The 19,497-nt window shown below is 35.3% G+C and carries 23 protein-coding genes; 21 read left to right on the top strand and 2 right to left on the bottom strand.

Annotated elements, in window-relative coordinates; genetic code table 11:
- Positions 1–116: 116 nt before the first annotated feature.
- The 13 genes from folE to aroA all read left to right on the top strand — a co-directional run bounded on the left by folE (position 117) and on the right by aroA (position 11,878).
- Positions 117–686, top strand: coding sequence for a GTP cyclohydrolase I FolE (folE, locus tag EKG35_RS09430; RefSeq protein WP_126294194.1), 570 nt, complete (start codon positions 117–119; stop codon positions 684–686).
- Between the two features lie 216 nt (positions 687–902).
- Positions 903–1,124 carry a trp RNA-binding attenuation protein MtrB gene (gene mtrB / locus EKG35_RS09425; protein WP_126294193.1) on the top strand — a complete coding sequence of 74 codons (222 nt, stop codon included), beginning with the start codon at positions 903–905 and terminating at the stop codon, positions 1,122–1,124.
- A 55-nt stretch (positions 1,125–1,179) separates the two neighbouring features.
- Complete coding sequence (locus tag EKG35_RS09420) at positions 1,180–1,926, top strand: heptaprenyl diphosphate synthase component 1 (protein ID WP_126294192.1); 747 nt, start codon at positions 1,180–1,182, stop codon at positions 1,924–1,926.
- A 23-nt stretch (positions 1,927–1,949) separates the two neighbouring features.
- Positions 1,950–2,654, top strand: a complete 705-nt coding sequence (locus tag EKG35_RS09415; protein ID WP_126294191.1) for a demethylmenaquinone methyltransferase — start codon at positions 1,950–1,952, stop codon at positions 2,652–2,654.
- Between the two features lie 18 nt (positions 2,655–2,672).
- A complete protein-coding gene (gene hepT / locus EKG35_RS09410; protein WP_126294190.1) occupies positions 2,673–3,647 on the top strand; it encodes a heptaprenyl diphosphate synthase component II in 975 nt (324 codons plus the stop codon).
- 100 nt (positions 3,648–3,747) lie between these two features.
- The gene (ndk, locus tag EKG35_RS09405) at positions 3,748–4,164 is read left to right on the top strand and encodes a nucleoside-diphosphate kinase (RefSeq protein ID WP_126294189.1); all 417 of its coding nucleotides are present in this window, start codon (positions 3,748–3,750) and stop codon (positions 4,162–4,164) included.
- A 470-nt stretch (positions 4,165–4,634) separates the two neighbouring features.
- On the top strand, positions 4,635–5,405 hold the full coding sequence (locus tag EKG35_RS09400; protein WP_126294188.1) for a CheR family methyltransferase: 771 nt from the start codon (positions 4,635–4,637) through the stop codon (positions 5,403–5,405).
- A gap of 274 nt (positions 5,406–5,679) precedes the next feature.
- On the top strand, positions 5,680–6,861 hold the full coding sequence (aroC, locus tag EKG35_RS09395; RefSeq protein WP_126294187.1) for a chorismate synthase: 1,182 nt from the start codon (positions 5,680–5,682) through the stop codon (positions 6,859–6,861).
- A 1-nt stretch (position 6,862) separates the two neighbouring features.
- Positions 6,863–7,954, top strand: coding sequence for a 3-dehydroquinate synthase (gene aroB / locus EKG35_RS09390; protein ID WP_126294186.1), 1,092 nt, complete (start codon positions 6,863–6,865; stop codon positions 7,952–7,954).
- Positions 7,951–8,313, top strand: a complete 363-nt coding sequence (aroH, locus tag EKG35_RS09385; RefSeq protein WP_126294185.1) for a chorismate mutase — start codon at positions 7,951–7,953, stop codon at positions 8,311–8,313. Before aroB ends, aroH begins: the two co-directional genes overlap by 4 nt.
- Before the next feature lie 31 nt (positions 8,314–8,344).
- A complete protein-coding gene (hisC, locus tag EKG35_RS09380) occupies positions 8,345–9,445 on the top strand; it encodes a histidinol-phosphate transaminase (RefSeq protein ID WP_126294184.1) in 1,101 nt (366 codons plus the stop codon).
- Complete coding sequence (locus tag EKG35_RS09375) at positions 9,442–10,539, top strand: prephenate dehydrogenase (RefSeq protein WP_126294183.1); 1,098 nt, start codon at positions 9,442–9,444, stop codon at positions 10,537–10,539. Before hisC ends, EKG35_RS09375 begins: the two co-directional genes overlap by 4 nt.
- Before the next feature lie 43 nt (positions 10,540–10,582).
- On the top strand, positions 10,583–11,878 hold the full coding sequence (gene aroA, locus EKG35_RS09370; protein ID WP_126294182.1) for a 3-phosphoshikimate 1-carboxyvinyltransferase: 1,296 nt from the start codon (positions 10,583–10,585) through the stop codon (positions 11,876–11,878).
- Positions 11,879–12,190: 312 nt separating this feature from the next.
- Here aroA and EKG35_RS09365 read toward each other — a convergent pair whose 3' ends face one another.
- Both EKG35_RS09365 and EKG35_RS09360 read right to left on the bottom strand, forming a co-directional pair.
- Positions 12,191–12,595, bottom strand: coding sequence for a hypothetical protein (locus EKG35_RS09365; RefSeq protein WP_126294181.1), 405 nt, complete (start codon positions 12,593–12,595; stop codon positions 12,191–12,193).
- 19 nt (positions 12,596–12,614) lie between these two features.
- Entirely contained in the window at positions 12,615–12,830 is a 216-nt protein-coding gene (locus EKG35_RS09360; RefSeq protein WP_281274604.1) for a helix-turn-helix transcriptional regulator, read from the bottom strand.
- Positions 12,831–13,045: 215 nt separating this feature from the next.
- Here EKG35_RS09360 and EKG35_RS09355 point away from each other — a divergent pair, with 215 nt between their 5' ends.
- The 8 genes from EKG35_RS09355 (at position 13,046) to EKG35_RS09320 (ending at position 19,458) form a co-directional block, all read left to right on the top strand.
- Entirely contained in the window at positions 13,046–14,329 is a 1,284-nt protein-coding gene (locus EKG35_RS09355) for a tetratricopeptide repeat protein (protein ID WP_185807693.1), read from the top strand.
- 139 nt (positions 14,330–14,468) lie between these two features.
- The gene (locus tag EKG35_RS09350) at positions 14,469–15,026 is read left to right on the top strand and encodes a ReoY family proteolytic degradation factor (RefSeq protein ID WP_126294180.1); all 558 of its coding nucleotides are present in this window, start codon (positions 14,469–14,471) and stop codon (positions 15,024–15,026) included.
- 185 nt (positions 15,027–15,211) lie between these two features.
- Complete coding sequence (locus tag EKG35_RS09345; RefSeq protein WP_126294179.1) at positions 15,212–15,661, top strand: YpiF family protein; 450 nt, start codon at positions 15,212–15,214, stop codon at positions 15,659–15,661.
- Between the two features lie 153 nt (positions 15,662–15,814).
- Positions 15,815–16,318 carry a QcrA and Rieske domain-containing protein gene (locus tag EKG35_RS09340; protein WP_126294178.1) on the top strand — a complete coding sequence of 168 codons (504 nt, stop codon included), beginning with the start codon at positions 15,815–15,817 and terminating at the stop codon, positions 16,316–16,318.
- A gap of 21 nt (positions 16,319–16,339) precedes the next feature.
- Complete coding sequence (gene qcrB / locus EKG35_RS09335; protein ID WP_126294177.1) at positions 16,340–17,014, top strand: menaquinol-cytochrome c reductase cytochrome b subunit; 675 nt, start codon at positions 16,340–16,342, stop codon at positions 17,012–17,014.
- 43 nt (positions 17,015–17,057) lie between these two features.
- A complete protein-coding gene (locus tag EKG35_RS09330) occupies positions 17,058–17,849 on the top strand; it encodes a menaquinol-cytochrome c reductase cytochrome b/c subunit (protein ID WP_126294176.1) in 792 nt (263 codons plus the stop codon).
- 272 nt (positions 17,850–18,121) lie between these two features.
- Positions 18,122–18,724 carry a lipoprotein heptaprenylglyceryl N-acetyltransferase LhaT gene (gene lhaT, locus EKG35_RS09325; RefSeq protein WP_126294175.1) on the top strand — a complete coding sequence of 201 codons (603 nt, stop codon included), beginning with the start codon at positions 18,122–18,124 and terminating at the stop codon, positions 18,722–18,724.
- Positions 18,725–18,783: 59 nt separating this feature from the next.
- A complete protein-coding gene (locus tag EKG35_RS09320; protein ID WP_126294174.1) occupies positions 18,784–19,458 on the top strand; it encodes a zinc metallopeptidase in 675 nt (224 codons plus the stop codon).
- Positions 19,459–19,497 lie beyond the last annotated feature (39 nt).

Here is a 19,497-nt window from a genome sequence, read left to right as displayed (position 1 = left end):
AATTGTATTTAAACAAATTTTTTTTTAAAGTAATGAAACCCTTTTTGCGATTAGAGTCAGTATGTGCTACGATTCAATTTGATAATGTAGTGAAAGTGGTTTAGGAGGATATAATAATGTCTGAAGTAAATTTAAAAAAAATAGAGGAAGCCGTGAAAATGATATTAGAAGCGGTTGGAGAAGATGTAAATCGTGAAGGCTTAATTGATACTCCTAAGAGGGTTTCAAAAATGTATGAGGAAATGTTTAGTGGAATTAATGAAGATCCAAGGGAATTTTTCAGTACTGTATTTCATGAAGAGCATGAAGAAGTTGTACTTGTTAAAGATATACCTTTTTATTCAATGTGTGAGCACCACTTAGTACCTTTTTATGGGAAAGCTCATGTTGCATACATACCTAAAGACGGTAGAGTAGCAGGATTAAGTAAATTAGGTCGTTGTGTTGAATCGGTTGCTCGTAGACCACAACTACAAGAACGTATCACCTCGACTGTTGCCGATTCCATAATGGAGATGCTGCAACCGCATGGAGTTTATGTAGTTGTTGAAGCTGAGCATATGTGCATGACAATGCGCGGACTTAAAAAGCCAGGTTCAAAAACAATTACATCTGCAGCTCGTGGAAATTATGAAAACGATGATGTTTTACGTCGAGAAGTAATTTCATTAATTCAAATGTCTTAAATAAGACTATTTATTATGATATGATGTACAAGAAAATGTTTTAACTTCATTCTGTTGAATGAAGTTATGCCTCCGGTGGATGTCACAGATTTTTAAGAGGAAATTTATCAAGCTAGCTCGATAAAATCTGGGCGCAAATGTTTTGACTGTGACGAAAGCTTTAGCGACAGTCACAAATACGCCAAGTCGAATTTGATTTTAAGGAGAAAAGATACGATGACTCAACCAGATTATATTATCATTGAAGCACAAGAAGACGGTGTGCATGTAATCGGTTTAACACGTGGTACTGATACAAAATTCCACCATTCTGAAAAATTGGATGCTGGAGAAGTAATGATTGCGCAATTTACTGAACATACATCTGCAATGAAAATTAGAGGGAAAGCAAAAATCTTTTCTGCACACGGTGTTATTGAAAGCGGTTCTAAGAAATAATTAATTTGATTGGTAAACAATCATAAGATGCAAATAGTGGAATGGAGTAATATCTATGGATGCAACATACATTCAAGGATCAATTGAACAATTAAAAACAAATATTTTCATGCATGTTCGTCATAGAACATTACTGCAATATACTGGAGCACCGGTGATAAATGAAAATCAATTGTTTTACTTATTATTGCCTTTTTTAAACGGCGAAGAATGGAATGAACATATCGATAAAAGTGCAATTACAGTCGGAATTGTACATGCATCGCTTTATGAACATGATAAAATAAATGAGACAAATGCAACGAGTAAAGAGCAGCAGCTTACAGTTTTATCCGGAGATTATTATAGCGGCCGTTACTATGAAATATTAGCCCATTTGGGTAATATCACGTTGATAAGAGAACTTTCAGAAGGAATTGTAAACCGCTGCGAGCATCAAATAAAAGTATATGAATCCAATCAAAATTCATTAGAACAATGGTTTAATACGATTTCTGTAATTCAAACAGAGTTAATTAGACGATTTTATCTAGTTTTTAATTTCGAACAATATAGTTCACTTATGCATACAGGCTTATTGTTGCTTCAACTAAAAAAAGAAGTTCGCAACCTTCAGAATGGACATAATTCCTCAATTATGAAAAAGATGATTGAGAGTGTTTCAAACGAAGAAAAAACTTTAGAACAATTACTAGTAGAAAAAATAGATATGCTACAAGATTTACTTCATGAATATCTTCATTCGTCAACTTTAAATGACGAATTAAAACGATACATAAGACATCAAGTAGAGTGTAGTTAGTGGCATAGAAAGGTTCTGAAAAAATGGCAAAATCAAAAGAAGAGCACGTACATGAGGTTTTTGAACATATTTCTGAAAGCTACGATAAAATGAATTCCGTTATAAGCTTTCAGTTACATGTTAAATGGCGTGAAGATACGATGAAAAGAATGAACGTAAAGCCTGGTTCTAAATGTCTTGACGTCTGCTGCGGCACTGCTGATTGGACAGTTGCATTAGCGAAGGCTACAGGAGAAAAGGGTGAAGTAAAAGGTCTTGATTTCAGTAAAAACATGCTTAAAGTTGGTGAAGAAAAAGTAAAACCATTCCCACAAATCGAGCTTATTCATGGAAATGCGATGGAGCTTCCATTTGAAGACAATACTTTTGATTATGTGACAATTGGTTTTGGTTTAAGGAATGTTCCAGATTATATGCAAGTACTACGTGAAATGAACCGTGTGTTAAAACCGGGCGGCATGGCAGTATGCTTGGAGACTTCTCAATCTGAAATTCCGGTATATCGACAACTTTTTCGTTTTTACTTTAATTATATTATGCCGTTATTTGGAAAAATATTTGCGAAAAGCTATAAAGAATATTCTTGGCTGCAGGAATCCGCGAATGATTTCCCTGGCATGAAAAAACTTGCAAAAATGTTCGAAGATGCAGATTTTCACAATGTATCTTACAAAGGATATAGTGGTGGAGCTGCTGCGATGCATATGGGATTTAAAAAAGAAAACTAGGGGGAGAAGGTTTCACGCGTGGAAAAGATGAAGTTAAAAATACTCTATTCCGATTTAAAAGCGGATATAGACATCATCGAAAAAGAATTAGAAAAAGCGTTAAACTCGTCTTCGCACTTGATAAATGATGCCTCTCTCCATTTATTACAAGCGGGCGGTAAACGAATTCGCCCTGTCTTTGTTTTAATTAGTGCAAAATTTGGGCAATATAACATTGAAAACATAAAGAATATTGCTGTGCCGTTAGAATTAATTCATATGGCATCACTCGTACATGATGATGTTATTGATGATTCAGATTTGAGAAGAGGTAGACATACTGTTAAATCACAATGGAATAATAGAGTTGCCATGTACACGGGCGACTTTATTTTTGCGCGTGCTTTAGAGTATGTTACATCTATCGAAAACAAAAAAGTCCATCAAATTTTGGCCAAAACGATGGTTGAAATTTGTAATGGCGAAGTGATTCAAATAGAAGATAAGTTTCGTAATAACCAAAATTTAAAAGATTATTTTCGTCGAATAAAGCGAAAAACTGCCTTGCTAATTGAATCTAGCTGTGAACTTGGGGCAGTTGTTTCTGGTGTAGACGAGAAAAATGTAAGACATTTAAAACAATTTGGCTATTTTGTCGGCATGAGCTATCAAATAGTCGATGATATTTTAGACTTTACCTCAACTGATAAAGAGCTCGGAAAACCTGCCGGAAGTGACTTGCTGCAAGGAAATATAACGTTGCCAATCCTATTATTAAAAGACCATCCTACAATCAAGCATTTTATCGCTCAAGCATCGAAGGGACAAGTAACAGAACAACAACGATTAGAAATGTTAAATGTTGTGAGAAATTCTGATGCCATTAAGCAATCAATTGCCATTAGCAATGGTTATTTAAGAAAAGCTCTAAAAGAAGTAGACGCTTTACCGGATCATCCAATGAAGAAAAAATTGCGTGATGTAGCATTATTTATTGGGAAGCGTAAATTTTAGGATTATAGGAATAAACTATGAGAGTTGATGTATGGGTGTTATTTTGGTAATATTTATCGGTAGGTGAAAAACCTTATATAATTTTAGGGAGTGTTAATTTATGGCAATCGAAAAAACATTTATTATGGTAAAACCTGATGGAGTAAAACGTCAAGTAATTGGTGATATTATCGATCGTTTTGAACGTCGTGGATTCGAAATGAAAGGTGCAAAATTAATGATGGTGCCTCGCGAATTAGCTGAAGAGCACTATGCTGAGCATAAAGAGCGCCCATTCTTCGGTGAATTAGTTGACTTCATTACTTCTGGTCCTGTATTTGCAATGGTTTGGGAAGGCGAAAATGTAATTAAACTTGCACGTATCATGATGGGTGCTACAAAACCAGAAGAATCTCAACCAGGTACAATCCGTGGTGACTATGCTGTAACAATTTCTGAAAACGTAATCCACGGTTCTGACTCAGAAGCTTCTGCACAACGTGAAATTAACTTATGGTTTGGCGCAGATTTAGTTTAATTTAAACTAGTTCATTTTTTAAAAATAACTTTTAAAGTAACTATTGCTAATGGTGATAGTTACTTTTTTATTATAGATATTGTTCATTAACTAGATATTTTTTTCCAGCAAGTCTAACTAAACTAAGAAGACGCAGCCTACCACTGTAAGCTGCGTACTATTTAAGAAGTATTAGAAGCATAATATAACTGTGAGCTGGTCTTACACAAAGCACAAAGACAAGTCGTAGAGGCACAACGTGGCTCTGCGGCTTGTGTGCTTAGCCAGCTCAACATTAACATACCTTTTTAAAATTCTAATAAGTACTTCCCCAATTACTTCCCCAATAAAAGAAATAGAATAAGACGAACTAGCATTTCGATATTAGAATATAGGATAAAATCACCCAAATTATGGTGAAATGATAGGTTTCGAATTTCTATAAATTCCGCTATAATAAATTTAAGATAGTTGAGGGGAAAGATAGATAAATGTCTGATTACGAACAATTTATAGATGGAATAAAGAAAAAAACAGGAATCGATCTCGCACTATATAAAGAAGCCCAAATGAAGCGACGTTTAACATCTCTTTATGAAAAAAGAGGTTATCGCAATTTTGTTGATTTTTTGCATGCACTTGAAAAAGATCGTGATTTAATGAATGAATTTTTAGATCGAATGACGATTAATGTTTCTGAATTTTACCGAAATTCAAAGCGTTGGGAAGTGTTGCAAAATAAAATTTTCCCGATGCTTCTTCAATCAAATCGCCGCTTAAAAATATGGAGTGCTGCATGTTCAACGGGTGAAGAACCTTATTCACTTGCGATGGTATTATCCCATCATGTACCCCTATCACAAATCCAGGTGCTGGCTACTGATTTAGATGAAAATGTTCTTCAAAAAGCAAAGCTAGGATTGTACCCAGAGCGCTCCCTTGCTGAAGTTCCTTCTGATATTAAGGGCAAGTATTTCATGCAAGAAGGACCTTTCTATAAAGTAAAGGATGAGATAAAAAGAACAGTTACTTTTAAAAAGCATAATTTACTAAAAGATCAGTATGAATCGAATTTTGATTTAATCGTTTGTCGTAATGTCATGATCTACTTTACAGAAGAAGCTAAAGATCAAATATATGAGAATTTTAGTAAATCGTTGCGACCAGGAGGAATACTATTTGTAGGCTCAACCGAACAAATATTTAATCCTCAGCGTTATGGATTTGAAGTGGAAGATACATTTTTTTACCGAAAAAAATAGCGAAAATTGTTTGCAAAGCAATTAAATAATTATGGATATTTTCTAGAATAACAAACGCTTTTCGTATATTTAGCGAGAAGCGTATTTTTCTACATGAAATTACGTTAGTATGGTAGTATACATTTAATTTAATTGTTTTTGAAAAAGTGAAAAATAGTGTGTCAGAATATTCGGTACTATAGAGAAATAGTTCAAAAATGACGCTGTTTTTTAATTTATAATGTGTTATAGTAAAAAATACATACTTTAGCGAGTTGAAGGGAGAAAGTGTTTTATGCGTTACCTTACTGCAGGAGAGTCTCATGGACCTCAATTAACTACAATTATCGAAGGGTTGCCGTCTCTTCTACCAATATCAGCAGAAAAAATTAATTATGACTTAAAACGTCGCCAAGGCGGACATGGCCGTGGAAGACGTATGCAAATTGAAACTGACACTGTCGAGATTGTTGGTGGTGTGCGTCACGGAAAAACGTTAGGTTCCCCTGTAGCATTAGTCGTAAAAAATGACGATTGGAAGCATTGGACAAAAATAATGGGTGCAGATCCATTGCCAGAAGACGTGGATCCAAATGAAATTAAACGCCAAATTTCTAGACCTAGACCCGGTCATGCAGACTTAGTCGGCGGAATGAAATACGGCCATCGAGATTTGCGTAATGTTTTAGAACGTTCAAGTGCACGTGAAACGACTGTTCGAGTTGCAGTAGGTTCTGTTGCAAAAGCTTTATTAAATGAACTAGGCATCACTATTGTTTCGCACGTTACTGAAATTTACGGAATCAAAGCTGATACATCAAAAATTGAGGGAAAATCAATAGATGAAATTAGAGCAATAGTTGAACAGGATCCTTGCTATTGTGTTGACGAGTCCGCTTCTGAAAAGATGGTGCAGGCAATTGATGAAGCAAAAAAAGCTGGCGATTCAATAGGTGGCGTTGTAGAAGTAATTGTTGAAGGGCTTCCAGCGGGTATCGGTTCTTACGTTCATTATGATAGAAAACTTGACGGACGACTCGCTCAAGCGATGCTATCAATTAATGCATTTAAAGGTGTGGAGTTTGGAATCGGCTTTGAAATGGCTCGTCGAAAAGGCTCGGAAGTACATGATGAAATATTATGGGATAAAGAAAATGGCTATACTCGTGCTACAAACCGCCTAGGGGGATTAGAAGGTGGAATGTCAACAGGAATGCCAATCGTTGTACGTGGGGTAATGAAACCAATTCCTACCCTTTACAAACCATTACAAAGTGTGGATATTGAAACGAAGGAGCCGTTTAAAGCAAGTGTTGAACGCTCTGACAGCTGCGCAGTACCTGCTGCATCTATAGTAGCTGAAAACGTAATTGCTTGGGAAATTGCAAGTGCAATTATAGACCAATACCATAGCGACCAACTGCCGCAGCTAAAAGCCCAAATAGATGAAATGCGCAAATACGCAAAGGAGTATTAAAATGAGAATACCAGTAAATACGGCGTCTCATCGTTATGAAGTGATTATTGGTAGCAATATACTCCATACAGCATTCGATTCTTTTGATGCGATGCTAAAAAAAGCAGATAAATTAATAGTTTTTACAGATGAAAATGTATGGAATGCACAAGGTGATTATTTTAAAAAGCATTTCCCTTATTCATTTGAAGTTTTTATCATGCCTAGTGGTGAAGCGTGTAAGAGCTTTGAAAATTATCAAAATGCACATACATTTTTAATCGAAAAAGATTGTACACGCAAGTCATTTTTATTTGCTTTCGGAGGCGGTGCAGTCGGAGACTTAACTGGATTTGCAGCAGCTACCTTCATGCGTGGCATCCCATTTATTCAAATTCCTACAACTATTTTAGCTCATGATTCAGCAGTTGGAGGAAAAACAGCTATTAATCACCCGCTAGGAAAAAATTTAGTAGGTGCATTTTATCAACCAGAAGCTGTGATTTACGATACAATGTTTTTACAATCTCTTAGCAAACGTGAAGTACGTTCTGGTATGGCTGAAGTAATAAAACATGCGCTCATTTCAAATGAAAATTGGCTAATGCAATTGATGGCAAGTCCATCAATCACAAATATCGAAAGTGGGCAGCTTGCTCTTCATTTAAAAGCAGGAATTGAAGTGAAAGCTAATATTGTTGCACAAGACGAAACTGAACAATCTGTTAGAAAATATTTGAATTTTGGCCATACATATGGTCATGCACTAGAAGCAGCTGCTGGCTATGGTGGCCTAGCACACGGTGAAGCAGTCATGATTGGGATGGTCTACGCTTTACTTTTAAGCGAACGATATGGTCAAATAAGCCGTGAATTTACAAGAGCTTTCTTATCTTTTGCATATAAAAATGGATATCCATTTCATGAAGTTTTAAAGTATTCATTTGAAACATTACAGCAGTTTTTATTGAAAGATAAAAAAGCTGAGTATGGCGAGTTAAAATTTGTTTTATTAAATAAAATTGGAGAACCATTTGTTCAGCCAATAGAACTATCAGAATGTAGAGAAGTAGATATCGAATATCGATCACTACTTATGGAGGTATGCAAATGATTCGTGGCGTAAGAGGAGCAACAACAATCGAACTAGATCAATCTGAACTTGTCTTAGAAGAAACTGCTAAATTAGTACAGGAAATAGCGAAAGCAAATAATATCTTGCCAGATAATATCATTTCCGTATTGATTTCTACTACTCCAGATATTACTTCTGCTTTTCCAGCTAAAGCGGTGCGTTCGCTTGAAGGCTGGCAGTATGTACCGACAATGTGTATGCATGAAATGAATGTACCAGGAGCATTGCCGCTTTGTATTCGTGTATTAATGCATGTCAACACAGATGTTCATCAGAAGGATATACATCATGTTTATTTAAACAACGCAGTAAGCTTGCGCCCTGACCTAATAAAATAATAGATTACCGGTTTAAGAGGAGATGTTGAACGTGAAATGGAAACAACAAATTAATGGAATGAAAGCATACCAACCAGGGAAACCAATCGAAGAAGTAAAAAAGGAGTTTGGATTAGATGAAGTTATAAAACTTGCATCAAATGAAAATCCATATGGTTACTCACCAAAAGTAAAAGAGTTCTTACAATCTGATTCTACAAATCACGCTATTTATCCTGACGGGTATGCGCAATCTCTTCGTACTGCAGTAGCTAACCATCTTGGGGTTAAGGAGTCGCAATTACTATTCGGTAATGGATCCGACGATTTAATCGCGATTGTTACTCGTGCATTGCTATATCCTGGAGTAAATACTGTTATGGCGGACCCTTCTTTCTCACAATATAGCCATAATGCTGAAATCGAAGGTGCTGAAGTGCGCAAAGTACCTTTAACTGATGGGAAACACGACTTAGATGCATTGTTGGAGGCTATCGATGAAAATACATCTGTTGTATGGGTATGTAATCCAAATAATCCAACAGGAACTATTGTTAGCGATGATGAGCTTCAAAATTTCTTAAAGAAAGTGCCTTCTGAAGTGCTAGTTGTACTAGATGAAGCTTATTTTGAATATATCGATGCACCGGAATACAAAGATACGCTACATTATATAAATGAATATTCAAATGTTATTATTATGCGTACGTTTTCAAAAGCATACGGTTTAGCTTCATTCCGAGTTGGCTATGCAGTGGCGCAAGAAGAAGTAATTGCGAAGCTTGATCCAGTTCGTCCGCCATTTAATAACACGGTATTAAGCCATAAGGTTGCAATCATTGCTCTTCAAGATCAACAATTTATAAAAGAATGTAAAGAGAAAAATGAAATTGGTAGAAAACAATATGTTGAGTTTTGTGAGAAACACGGCTTAAAATACTATCCTTCACAAACAAACTTTATATTATTTGAGGTAAAAGCTGATAGTGATGTTGTTTTCCAAGAAATGTTGAAACGCGGCTTTATTATTCGAAGTGGTAATGCATTAAGTTCTCCTGGATTCATCCGTGTAACAATCGGCACAGAAGAACAAAATAGCAAGTTCTTAGCATTACTAGAAGAAGTGTTAACTGAGCAAGGAGTATTTGCATGACACGGAACGTCTTTGTCATTGGACTTGGTTTAATCGGGGGCTCAATCGCACTTTCTTGTCAAAAAGCCCCTAATACGAAAGTATTCGGCTACGATATATTTGAAAAAACGAGAGAACTTGCTGAATCATTGAATATTGTTGATGAAATTGTTGATGATGTCATTAAAACAGCAAGCATAGCCGATGTCATTATATTTGGTACTCCCGTAAATGCAACCCTTGAATGGTTGGAGCGATTAAAGCAATGGCCTTTAAAAAAGGATGTTATTGTGACAGATACAGGAAGCACAAAAGGGTTGATCATGGAAAAGGCTGTTGAACTTCGAGAGTATGGTATTTCGTTTATTGGCGGTCATCCAATGGCAGGCTCTCATAAAAGTGGGGTTCGTGCAGCTAAACCTCATTTATTTGAAAATGCTTATTATATGTTGACGCCATTGAAAGATGAAGATGAACAAAAAGTAAACGAACTTGAACAACTATTAAAATTTACGCTAGCAAAAGTTGTGAAGGTTGATGCAATTGAACATGATCATATGACGGCTGTTGTCAGCCACTTCCCTCATATTGTTGCAGCATCACTCGTACATCAACTAGATATTGAGCAGAAGCAACATCCGATGACAAGATTGCTTGCTGCAGGTGGTTTCCGCGATATTACACGAATTGCTTCCTCTAACCCGATTATGTGGAAGGATATTGTCCAGCAAAATCGTCAAGAATTGATTGGACAATTAGATTCCTGGCTCAATGAAATGAATCGTGTAAAGACTCTATTATTAAATAATGATGAAGAGTCTATAGAGCAATATTTTGCGGTTGCAAAACAAGTTCGTGATGAACTGCCAATTACAACGGGGGCATTCTATACTACTTACGATTTATATGTAGATATTCCAGATTATCCTGGTGTAATCTCTCAAATAACTAGATATTTAGCTGAAGAAAAAATTAGTATTACAAATATTCGCGTTGTCGAGGCGCGAGAAGATGTTTTCGGTATATTAGTGATAAGCTTCCAAAATGCCGATGATCGTGAAAAAGCTAAAAATTGTATTAGCAAGCGTACAAATTTTGAAATGTATATCTCATAAATATTTCAAAAGGGTTTTGCTTTTTGAAAGGAGAACTTGCCAAATGTCTTCTGCAAAAAAATTAGATTATAAAAATGTTAGCCTGCAAGGAACGATTACTGTTCCAGGCGATAAATCCATTTCACATCGCTCAGTAATGTTCGGTTCGATAGCGAAGGGAAAAACGACAGTAAGTGGTTTTCTCCTAGGAGATGATTGTTTAAGTACAATCGACTGTTTTCGTAAACTTGGAGTAGAAATTGAAGTGGACGGAACAAACGTAACAATTAATAGTGCTGGAATGGATTCTTGGGAAGAGCCTAAAGAGGTCCTTTATACAGGAAATTCAGGTACTACAACAAGGTTAATGCTCGGTATTTTATCAGGTACAAAATTACATACCGTAATGACAGGCGATGCGTCGATAGGAAGACGTCCAATGCGTCGAGTAGCAGATCCACTCCGATTAATGGGAGCTAAAATTTCTGGTCGTGACAATGGACAGTTTACCCCGTTAGCAATTCAAGGCACCCAATTAACTGCGATTGATTATACGATGCCTGTTGCAAGTGCTCAAGTAAAATCAGCAATTTTACTTGCAGGTCTTCGAGCAGAAGGGACAACAATTGTTAGGGAACAAGAGGTATCTCGAGATCATACAGAACGTATGTTAAGGCAATTTGGAGCAATTATTGACGTTCAAGATGGAGTTGTATCATTTAAGGGCGGGCAACAACTTAAAGCGACCCATGTTGATGTTCCAGGTGATATTTCATCAGCTGCATTCTTTTTAGTTGCAGGTGCAATCGTTCCGAATAGTAGTATCGAAATGAAAAATGTTGGAGTAAATCCTACACGAGCTGGAATAATTGAAGTTCTTGAAAAAATGGGAGCAGACATGTCTGTTCAAGTTGAAGACGAAAATGCATCAGAGCCAACTGCAACAATTTCAATTAAGTCATCTCAGCTTCAGGCAATTACAATAGAAGGGGATATTATCCCTCGACTAATTGATGAAATTCCGATTATTGCACTTTTAGCCACTCAAGCAGAAGGGACGACTGTCATTCGTAATGCAGAAGAACTAAAAGTAAAGGAAACTGACCGTATTACTGCAGTTGTAACTGAATTGAAAAAGCTAGGTGCGAATATTGAAGCAACTAATGATGGTATGATTATTCAGGGTCCGACAAATTTACGTGGAGCTAATTTAAAAACATACGGAGATCATCGGATCGGTATGATGTCTGCCATCGCTGCTTTAATCTCTTCTTCACCTATTGAAATTGATGATGCAGAATGTATTGCAGTTTCATATCCAACTTTTTTTGAACATGTGGAGGAGCTTTTGATAAAATAAATTCAAATCGTCTATAGTTAACCATTATTTTATTAAGAAAAATATCAAAAGTGCAGAAAAAGCATCCCAAATAGATACTTCAAATAGTGAATCTGTTTGGGGTCTTTTTTATTTTCACAAAACCAAATTCCTTAAAAAGAAAGGAGGAAATTTAAATCAAAATGAATGAAGGTATTTTTGAAACGGTGTTGAAACTGGAGTTTAAAAAAGATGGCTTCAGCTCAAGTAGGAAACTAGAGCCATCTTACATGCATATAATAATTAGCCAAAAGTTTTAAATGACCATTTTAATGTTACAGTAGTATTGAGAGATTAATATTTACTTCTAAGAGCATAGAACATGAAGCAATAAATCATTAACTGTCCCGTAATTAAACAAATTAAAACCTTAACAAGTTCCATCATATTTAGTGCAGTGAATAATACGATTAGTATTCCTTCAATAATTACAGTAAAATAGAAAGTTCTCGAGCGGGCTTCAGTTGAAATATGGATAATTCTTTCGTCATTATTATTAGTGCTCCATTTTTTAGCATAATTCTTATTTTTGTTTATACGAGCTACTTGCAGCAAACGTACGATCGCAAGAATTCCTAATGCGGCACCTAATCCTCCCCAAAAAGAATCGATTTTTTCTAATATTATTGAAGGAACAAACAACAATCCACCTACTACTAAAATTACTACATACCCAAATGTTCTGTTTCTATTTATCATCTTACTTCCTCCTATATTTTTATTCCTCAAAAGTAAATACTTCTTCAATCGTTTTACCAAAAGTTTTTGCAATTTGATAGGCTAGCAAAAGTGAAGGAGTATAATTTCCTTTTTCAATAGAAATAATAGTTTGCCGACTAACACCAACTTTTTCAGCTAAATCCTTTTGGGTCATTTTATGTTCTGCCCTTAAAACATGAAGTCGATTTGATAAAACAATATTTTTTACATCCAAAATTAAATTACACCACCTATTGTAGGTTAACTATTCTTTACTTATAGTAAAATTGATTTTACAGTATATCAAGTTTGCTTTACATTTATTTTTAATGGTTATCTATAAATGATGAAAAAATTTTTTCTGATTGTTACTGTAATTAACTCTCTTCTAATTTGAATAAAACAGTTCCTTTTCCTTGTTTTTTGTTAGTTAAGTCATGTAGCATAGTAATGACTCTGAATAAAAAGGTGAGCAATTTGACAAATACGACAAATGAAATGATACAAGCTATACAAAATGGAGACTTGCAGCAAATTAATAATTTTTTAGAATCCTTTCTATTAAACGAACAACCCGAAGTTCAATATGAAATTGCGGATTTATTTATGCAATTTGGTTTTTTAAATGAAGCAAACCGCGTTTATGAACATTTACAATTCCTCTTTCCTGATGAAGCACAGTTGTCAATTGACCGAGCATCAGTCTTAATTGAACTAGGCGATGAAGATGAGGCACTTGCATTGCTGATGGGGATTGATTCAGAATCGCCCGAATATCCGCAGAGTCTTCTTTTATTAGCAGATTATTATCAAATGCAAGGCTTGTACGAAGTTGCAGAGCAGCGTATTAATGAAGCATTACAACTGCTACCAAATGAATCATTATTACAATTTGCAAAAGCAGAGCTTTTATTTGAAACGGGTCGTTTCACAGAGGCTGTACGCATTTACGAGGAATTACATGAAAAAAACAAAACGATTGCGGGAGTAGTTTTAGCAGAGCGACTTGCTGAAGTTTACCGTTCAGGTGGAGGGTATGAAACTGCACTTGATTATTATATGGAAGCTCTTGAGGAGAGCGTTACACCTGATTTACTTTTTGGTTCCGGTTATGCAGCATTTCAGTCAGAAAAGTATGAGCTAGCAATTAAACAACTAGAAGATTTAAAAGAACTTGATCCGGATTATTTTAGTGCATATTTATTATTGGCCGAAAGCTATGCCATGATTGAAGACAATAAAAAGGCATACAGCGTTATTAAAGAAGGGTTAAGACGGGATGAATATGATAAATCCTTTTACTTATTCGCAGGCAAGATGGCATTAAAAAATAGTCTTCCTCAAGAAGCGGTGGACTATTTACAGCAAGCAATTGCATTAGATACAGAATATATGGAAGCAATTTTAATTTTAATGTCAATTTATGCAAATGAAGAGCGATATGAGGATATTATAGATTTATATGAAAATTTAAAAAGGGATGATTTTGATTGGAGCGCGCTATATCCATTCGTTGCAGAGGCATATTCGAAAGATGAGCAGTATGAACGCGCATACGAAATTTATAAGCTAGCATATAATGATTTTAAAGATGATCCGTCGTTTTTAGGAAAATATTGTTACTTCTTAATAGAAGATGGTAAACGAAATGAAGCAAGAACGATTGTAAACCGATTAATCGAACTGCAGCCTACAGAGCAACAGTGGTTAGATTTGCTTTATACTCTTGAATAAGAAAAAAACGGAGGTGCTTGTTGCCTCAGGCAAGCTGCTTTCGTTCCGCAGTCAAGGAAACGCAATCTTATTTTTTGACTGTGGATTGAACCGACTTTGAGGGTGTATCACCATAGCTAGACAAAAGGAGGGATAGCTAATGACTTCTTCCGTTCCGATTATTGATAAAAAAACGTTTGTTCGGTGGTTCCTTAAAAATTTCCAATTGAAAAGAAGAGAGTGCGTTTGGATTTTGAATTATTTATTAAGTAATGATAATTTACTTGAAAATATTCACTTCGTTGAAGAAGCACATTATTGTCCACGGGCAATCGTTATGTCATCCGTCGATTCCAACGGTGTACCCTTTCGTTTTTACAAAGAAAATATTATGACGAGTGATGCGGAAAAATCCTTTCATGATTTAAGACTACACCCAAATGATAGTATGTATATTCAATTAAATTTTCCAAATATACCACCGAGTCAACAATATTTAGCTGTATTAGAGGAAAATCCTTATATGCCTAAATATCTTCATATTAGTGAAAAGGATCGGCTTATTGCAGAAGAAATGTTAAATAACAGTATGCTAGCGTTTCAAGAAGAAAAGCTTCTAAAGGAAATTGATGATGCATTAGATAAAGGGGATAAAGAGAGATTTTATAAGCTATCCAACTTGCTGCAAGCATTAAAACAGACATCAAAAAATATTTAAAAAATCTCATTCGGTCGAAACTAGCGACTGAATGAGATTCATTTATTCGGATAATTTTGTATATTTTATAAAATAGCCATTACCATTTTGAAGTTGGTAATATATACATATGAGTGTAAATTTAACATGTTAAATTTTATTGTTTTTTGGCAATAGTAAATATTGATATATATGGAGGAGAATTAATGTTTTTTAATGCTAAGGATGTTCAACAATTTCAATCACAAAAGGAATATATCGATACAGCAATTGTTCCATTACTTTCGATTAACCTCAGTGAAGCAGGCATTGTACAAAGCAGTTCATCAACAGAGTTTCTAATGTCTCTTACTTCTTTTATCGAACAACAATTTAAAGGGAGGTTAATGCTAATGCCTCCTTTTTCCTATACTGAGGGGACCAGGGGTGGATTATCGGTTTCATTGCTTAAAGAGGAATTACAAAAGGTAGGATTTAAGCATGTTTTATTTATAACTTGCGATCATTTTTGGACAAGCTTGGGCGATGAAATTGATGTTATTTGGTTGCCGTCAATTCCATTAGAATCAATGGATAGAGAAGTGAAAAAAAAGGTGCTTGAAGATCAATTGAAACTAGTAATTCCTATACTTTCTTCCAAATGGACACAAGTATAGAAATTGTTTCATGAAATGTTCACAAACTTGTCGATTCATCTGAATGCAATATTGACCAACCTATTTTATTGATATATCATAGAAATGTCCTAGTATTACTATTAGTAAAAGTATGTCCGTTGGACTGACCTTTTAGTTAGAGGGGGGAAAAGGATGAGTAATAATCGAGTTTCAAGACGTCAATTTCTAAACTACACTTTAACAGGTGTTGGTGGATTTATGGCTGCTGGTATGTTAATGCCAATGATTCGCTTTGCAATCGATCCAGCATTACAAACAAAAGCTGCTGGAGATTTTGTACAGACTAGCCAAAAAATTGCAGATATTACGGAAGAGCCTATTAAAGTTGATTTTACATTCGAACAAGTAGATGCTTGGTACAAATCTGATGTAACTGAAGCAGCATGGGTGTATAAAAGTGGAGATACTATCGTAGCTCTTTCACCAGTATGTAAACATTTAGGTTGTACTGTAAACTGGGCAGGGGATTCAGCTCACCCAGATCAATTCTTCTGTGCTTGCCATGGTGGACGTTATGAGAAAACAGGTAAAAACGTTCCAGGAACACCACCTACAGGTCCATTGGACGAGTATGAAGTATCAGAAAAAGATGGATTTTTATTGCTTGGGAAAAAAATGCCAAATACTTTAGTTTAATTAGTTAGGGGGTAGACAATAGTGCTAAATAAAATTTATGATTGGGTCGATGAGCGATTAGATATCACTCCGATTTGGCGTGATATTGCCGACCACGAAGTGCCAGAGCACGTTAACCCTGCACATCATTTTTCAGCATTCGTATACTGTTTCGGCGGTCTAACATTCTTCATTACAGTAATTCAGATTTTATCCGGTATGTTCTTAACAATGTATTATGTGCCAGACGTAGTGAATGCTTGGAAATCAGTTTATTATTTACAAAACGAAGTAGCTTTCGGTGAAATCGTTCGCGGTATGCACCATTGGGGGGCTTCATTAGTAATCGTAATGATGTTCTTACATACACTTCGTGTGTTCTTCACAGGTTCTTATAAAAAGCCTCGTGAGTTAAACTGGATTGTAGGTGTTGGAATCTTTTGCGTAATGTTAGGTTTAGGTTTCACAGGATATTTACTTCCTTGGGACATGAAAGCATTATTTGCTACAAAAGTAGGTATTGAAATTGCAGCCTCTGTTCCATTTATCGGTGACCTTATTAAGGTTTTACTCGCTGGGGATTCTGCAATTTTAGGGGCTCAAACGTTGACACGTTTCTTTGCAATTCATGTATTCTTCTTACCTGCAGCATTATTTGCATTGCTAGCAGCGCACTTTATAATGATTCGTCGTCAAGGTATTTCAGGACCGCTATGATTTAGCGCGTACTTTTTATGATTTTTCTAAAGGAGGGGACACTATGCATCGCGGAAAAGGGATGAAATTCGTAGGCGATTCACGCGTTAAAGCTAATGATCGTATGGTGAATATGCCTAAAGATTATTCCGAGTATCCAGGTAAAACAGAAGCTTTCTGGCCTGATTTCTTATTAAAAGAATGGATGGTTGGTGCTGTTTTCTTAATTGGATATTTACTATTAACTGTCGCTCACCCTTCACCACTTGAAGGTCCGGCAGATCCAACAAATGCTTCATATATTCCATTACCAGACTGGTACTTCCTATTCTTGTACCAATTATTAAAATACACTTATGCATCAGGTCCATACAATGTTATTGGTGCAATTATTATTCCTGGTTTAACAATTGGTGCATTAGCATTAATGCCATTCTTAGACAAAGGACCAGAACGTCGTCCTTCTAAACGTCCACTACCAACAGCGTTTATGTTATTGGCACTTGCTTCAATGGTTTATTTAACTTGGGAATCTGTTGTAAACCATGACTGGGAAGCTGCTGCAAAACAAGGTGAAATTAAAGAACCAGTTGCTGATATTGAGTTTGATGAAAACGCTGAAGGTTATTTAATCTTCACTGGTGAACAAGGTAAATCTTGTATCGCATGTCACGGAACAGATATGGCTGGTGGTTCAGCTGCACCACCTTTATTAGGTAACGAATTAACAGCTGAAGAGGTTGCAGAAGTAATTAAAAATGGTCGTGGTGCAATGCCAGGTGGCCAATTTGCAGGTACTGATGAAGAACTTCAAGTTTTAGCTGAGTTTATTGCTAGTTTAAAAGCTGAAGAATAATACGTATTTTCTATAGAGAGTCGGGAAACTGACTCTCTTCTCTTTTAATATTTTTGCTGTATAGTTTTTCTAGTAATCCTACGGCACCTAAAGATAATTTTTCTACATAGTTAAAATTGAAAATAATGTTCTTAGTATAGGATATTTAGTCACAAGAGTAAAGGATTTGCTTTCAGTTCTTAGATTTACTATTTTTTTCTTATTACATATGCTCTTACTTAATAAAGAATACATAAATTATTATTTGGTATGCTATATAAAGGGGAAAAGGTATGAGGATATTGTTCACACAGGCTTGGTATATTTTAACTAGCCGATTATTTTTAACATTACTTTTAATCATTAACTTTTTTGGAACAATTTTTGGCTACTATTGGTATTCGAGTCAATTATCCATCACTGAACCACAGTTTCTGATTTTTGTTCCGGACAGCCCTACTGCAAGTTTATTTTTCTGTTTAGCAATTGTAGGGTGGTTATTAGGAAAGCATTTCAAATTGATTGAAGCTTTAGCTTTAATTACGCTTGTAAAATATGGATTATGGGCTGTAGTTATGAATTTATTAACTTTAGTCGAAAATGGATCGATCGGTCCAGATGGCTGGATGTTAGTTTGCTCTCATTTCCTTATGGCAGTGGAAGGGATCCTTTACATGAGCAAATATCGATTTAAACCAATTCATATAGCCATAGCTGCTATTTGGACATTGCATAATGACATTATTGATTATGTTTATGGTCAAATGCCTATTTATAGAAGTTTACAACAATATGCTGACCATATTGGATATTTTACATTTTGGTTATCAATTGTATGCATTTTTATTGCATTTCTAGTTTATAATAAGCGTGAATATTTGCAGAAACTTCAATAAAACATTAAAATTACTAGTATAGTAATTAAAAGAGAGGAAGAGAGTAATTGTCACTTAGCATGTATATTATTTACTTTCTGATTATTTTAATTTTACCGATTTATGCACAATTTAAGGTGAAAAGTACTTATCGAAAGTTCTCACAAGTCTCAGCATCAAAAGGTATGACAGGTGCCCAGGTTGCACGCTTGATATTAGATCAACATGGATTATCGGATGTACGAGTAGTACCAACACAAGGAGTATTATCTGACCATTATAATCCAGCTACAAAAACGGTCGCTTTATCTGAGGATAATTATTATAATAATACAATTGCTGGTACAGCAGTTGCAGCACACGAAGTCGGACATGCAATTCAACATAAAGAAGCTTATTCATTTTTAACATTGCGTTCAAAATTAGTACCTGTTGCAAATATTTCATCTAATGCATCTTGGATTTTTGTAATGATTGGTATCTTTGCTTCTAGTACAAATATGTTGTTGCTTGGTATTGTTTTACTTGCTGCAGGAGTATTATTCCAAATTGTGACATTGCCAGTTGAGTTTGATGCATCAAGACGGGCAATGAATGAGGTTGTTTCATTAGGGATTATTTCAAATAATGAAGAACGTAGTGCAAGAAAGGTTTTAAGTGCAGCAGCAATGACATATGTTGCAGCAGCAGCAGTTGCAGTTCTTGAGTTGGTTCGATTAATCCTAATTTATACAAATATGAGATCTGATGATTAATTGAAATAATATTGAATAGATATTAATCAGTTTAATTGA

Source organism: Lysinibacillus telephonicus (genome assembly GCF_003966145.1).
GTDB lineage: Bacteria > Bacillota > Bacilli > Bacillales_A > Planococcaceae > Ureibacillus > Ureibacillus telephonicus.
Note: the sequence above shows the minus strand (reverse complement) of the source record. Positions and strands in the feature narration are given on the sequence as shown.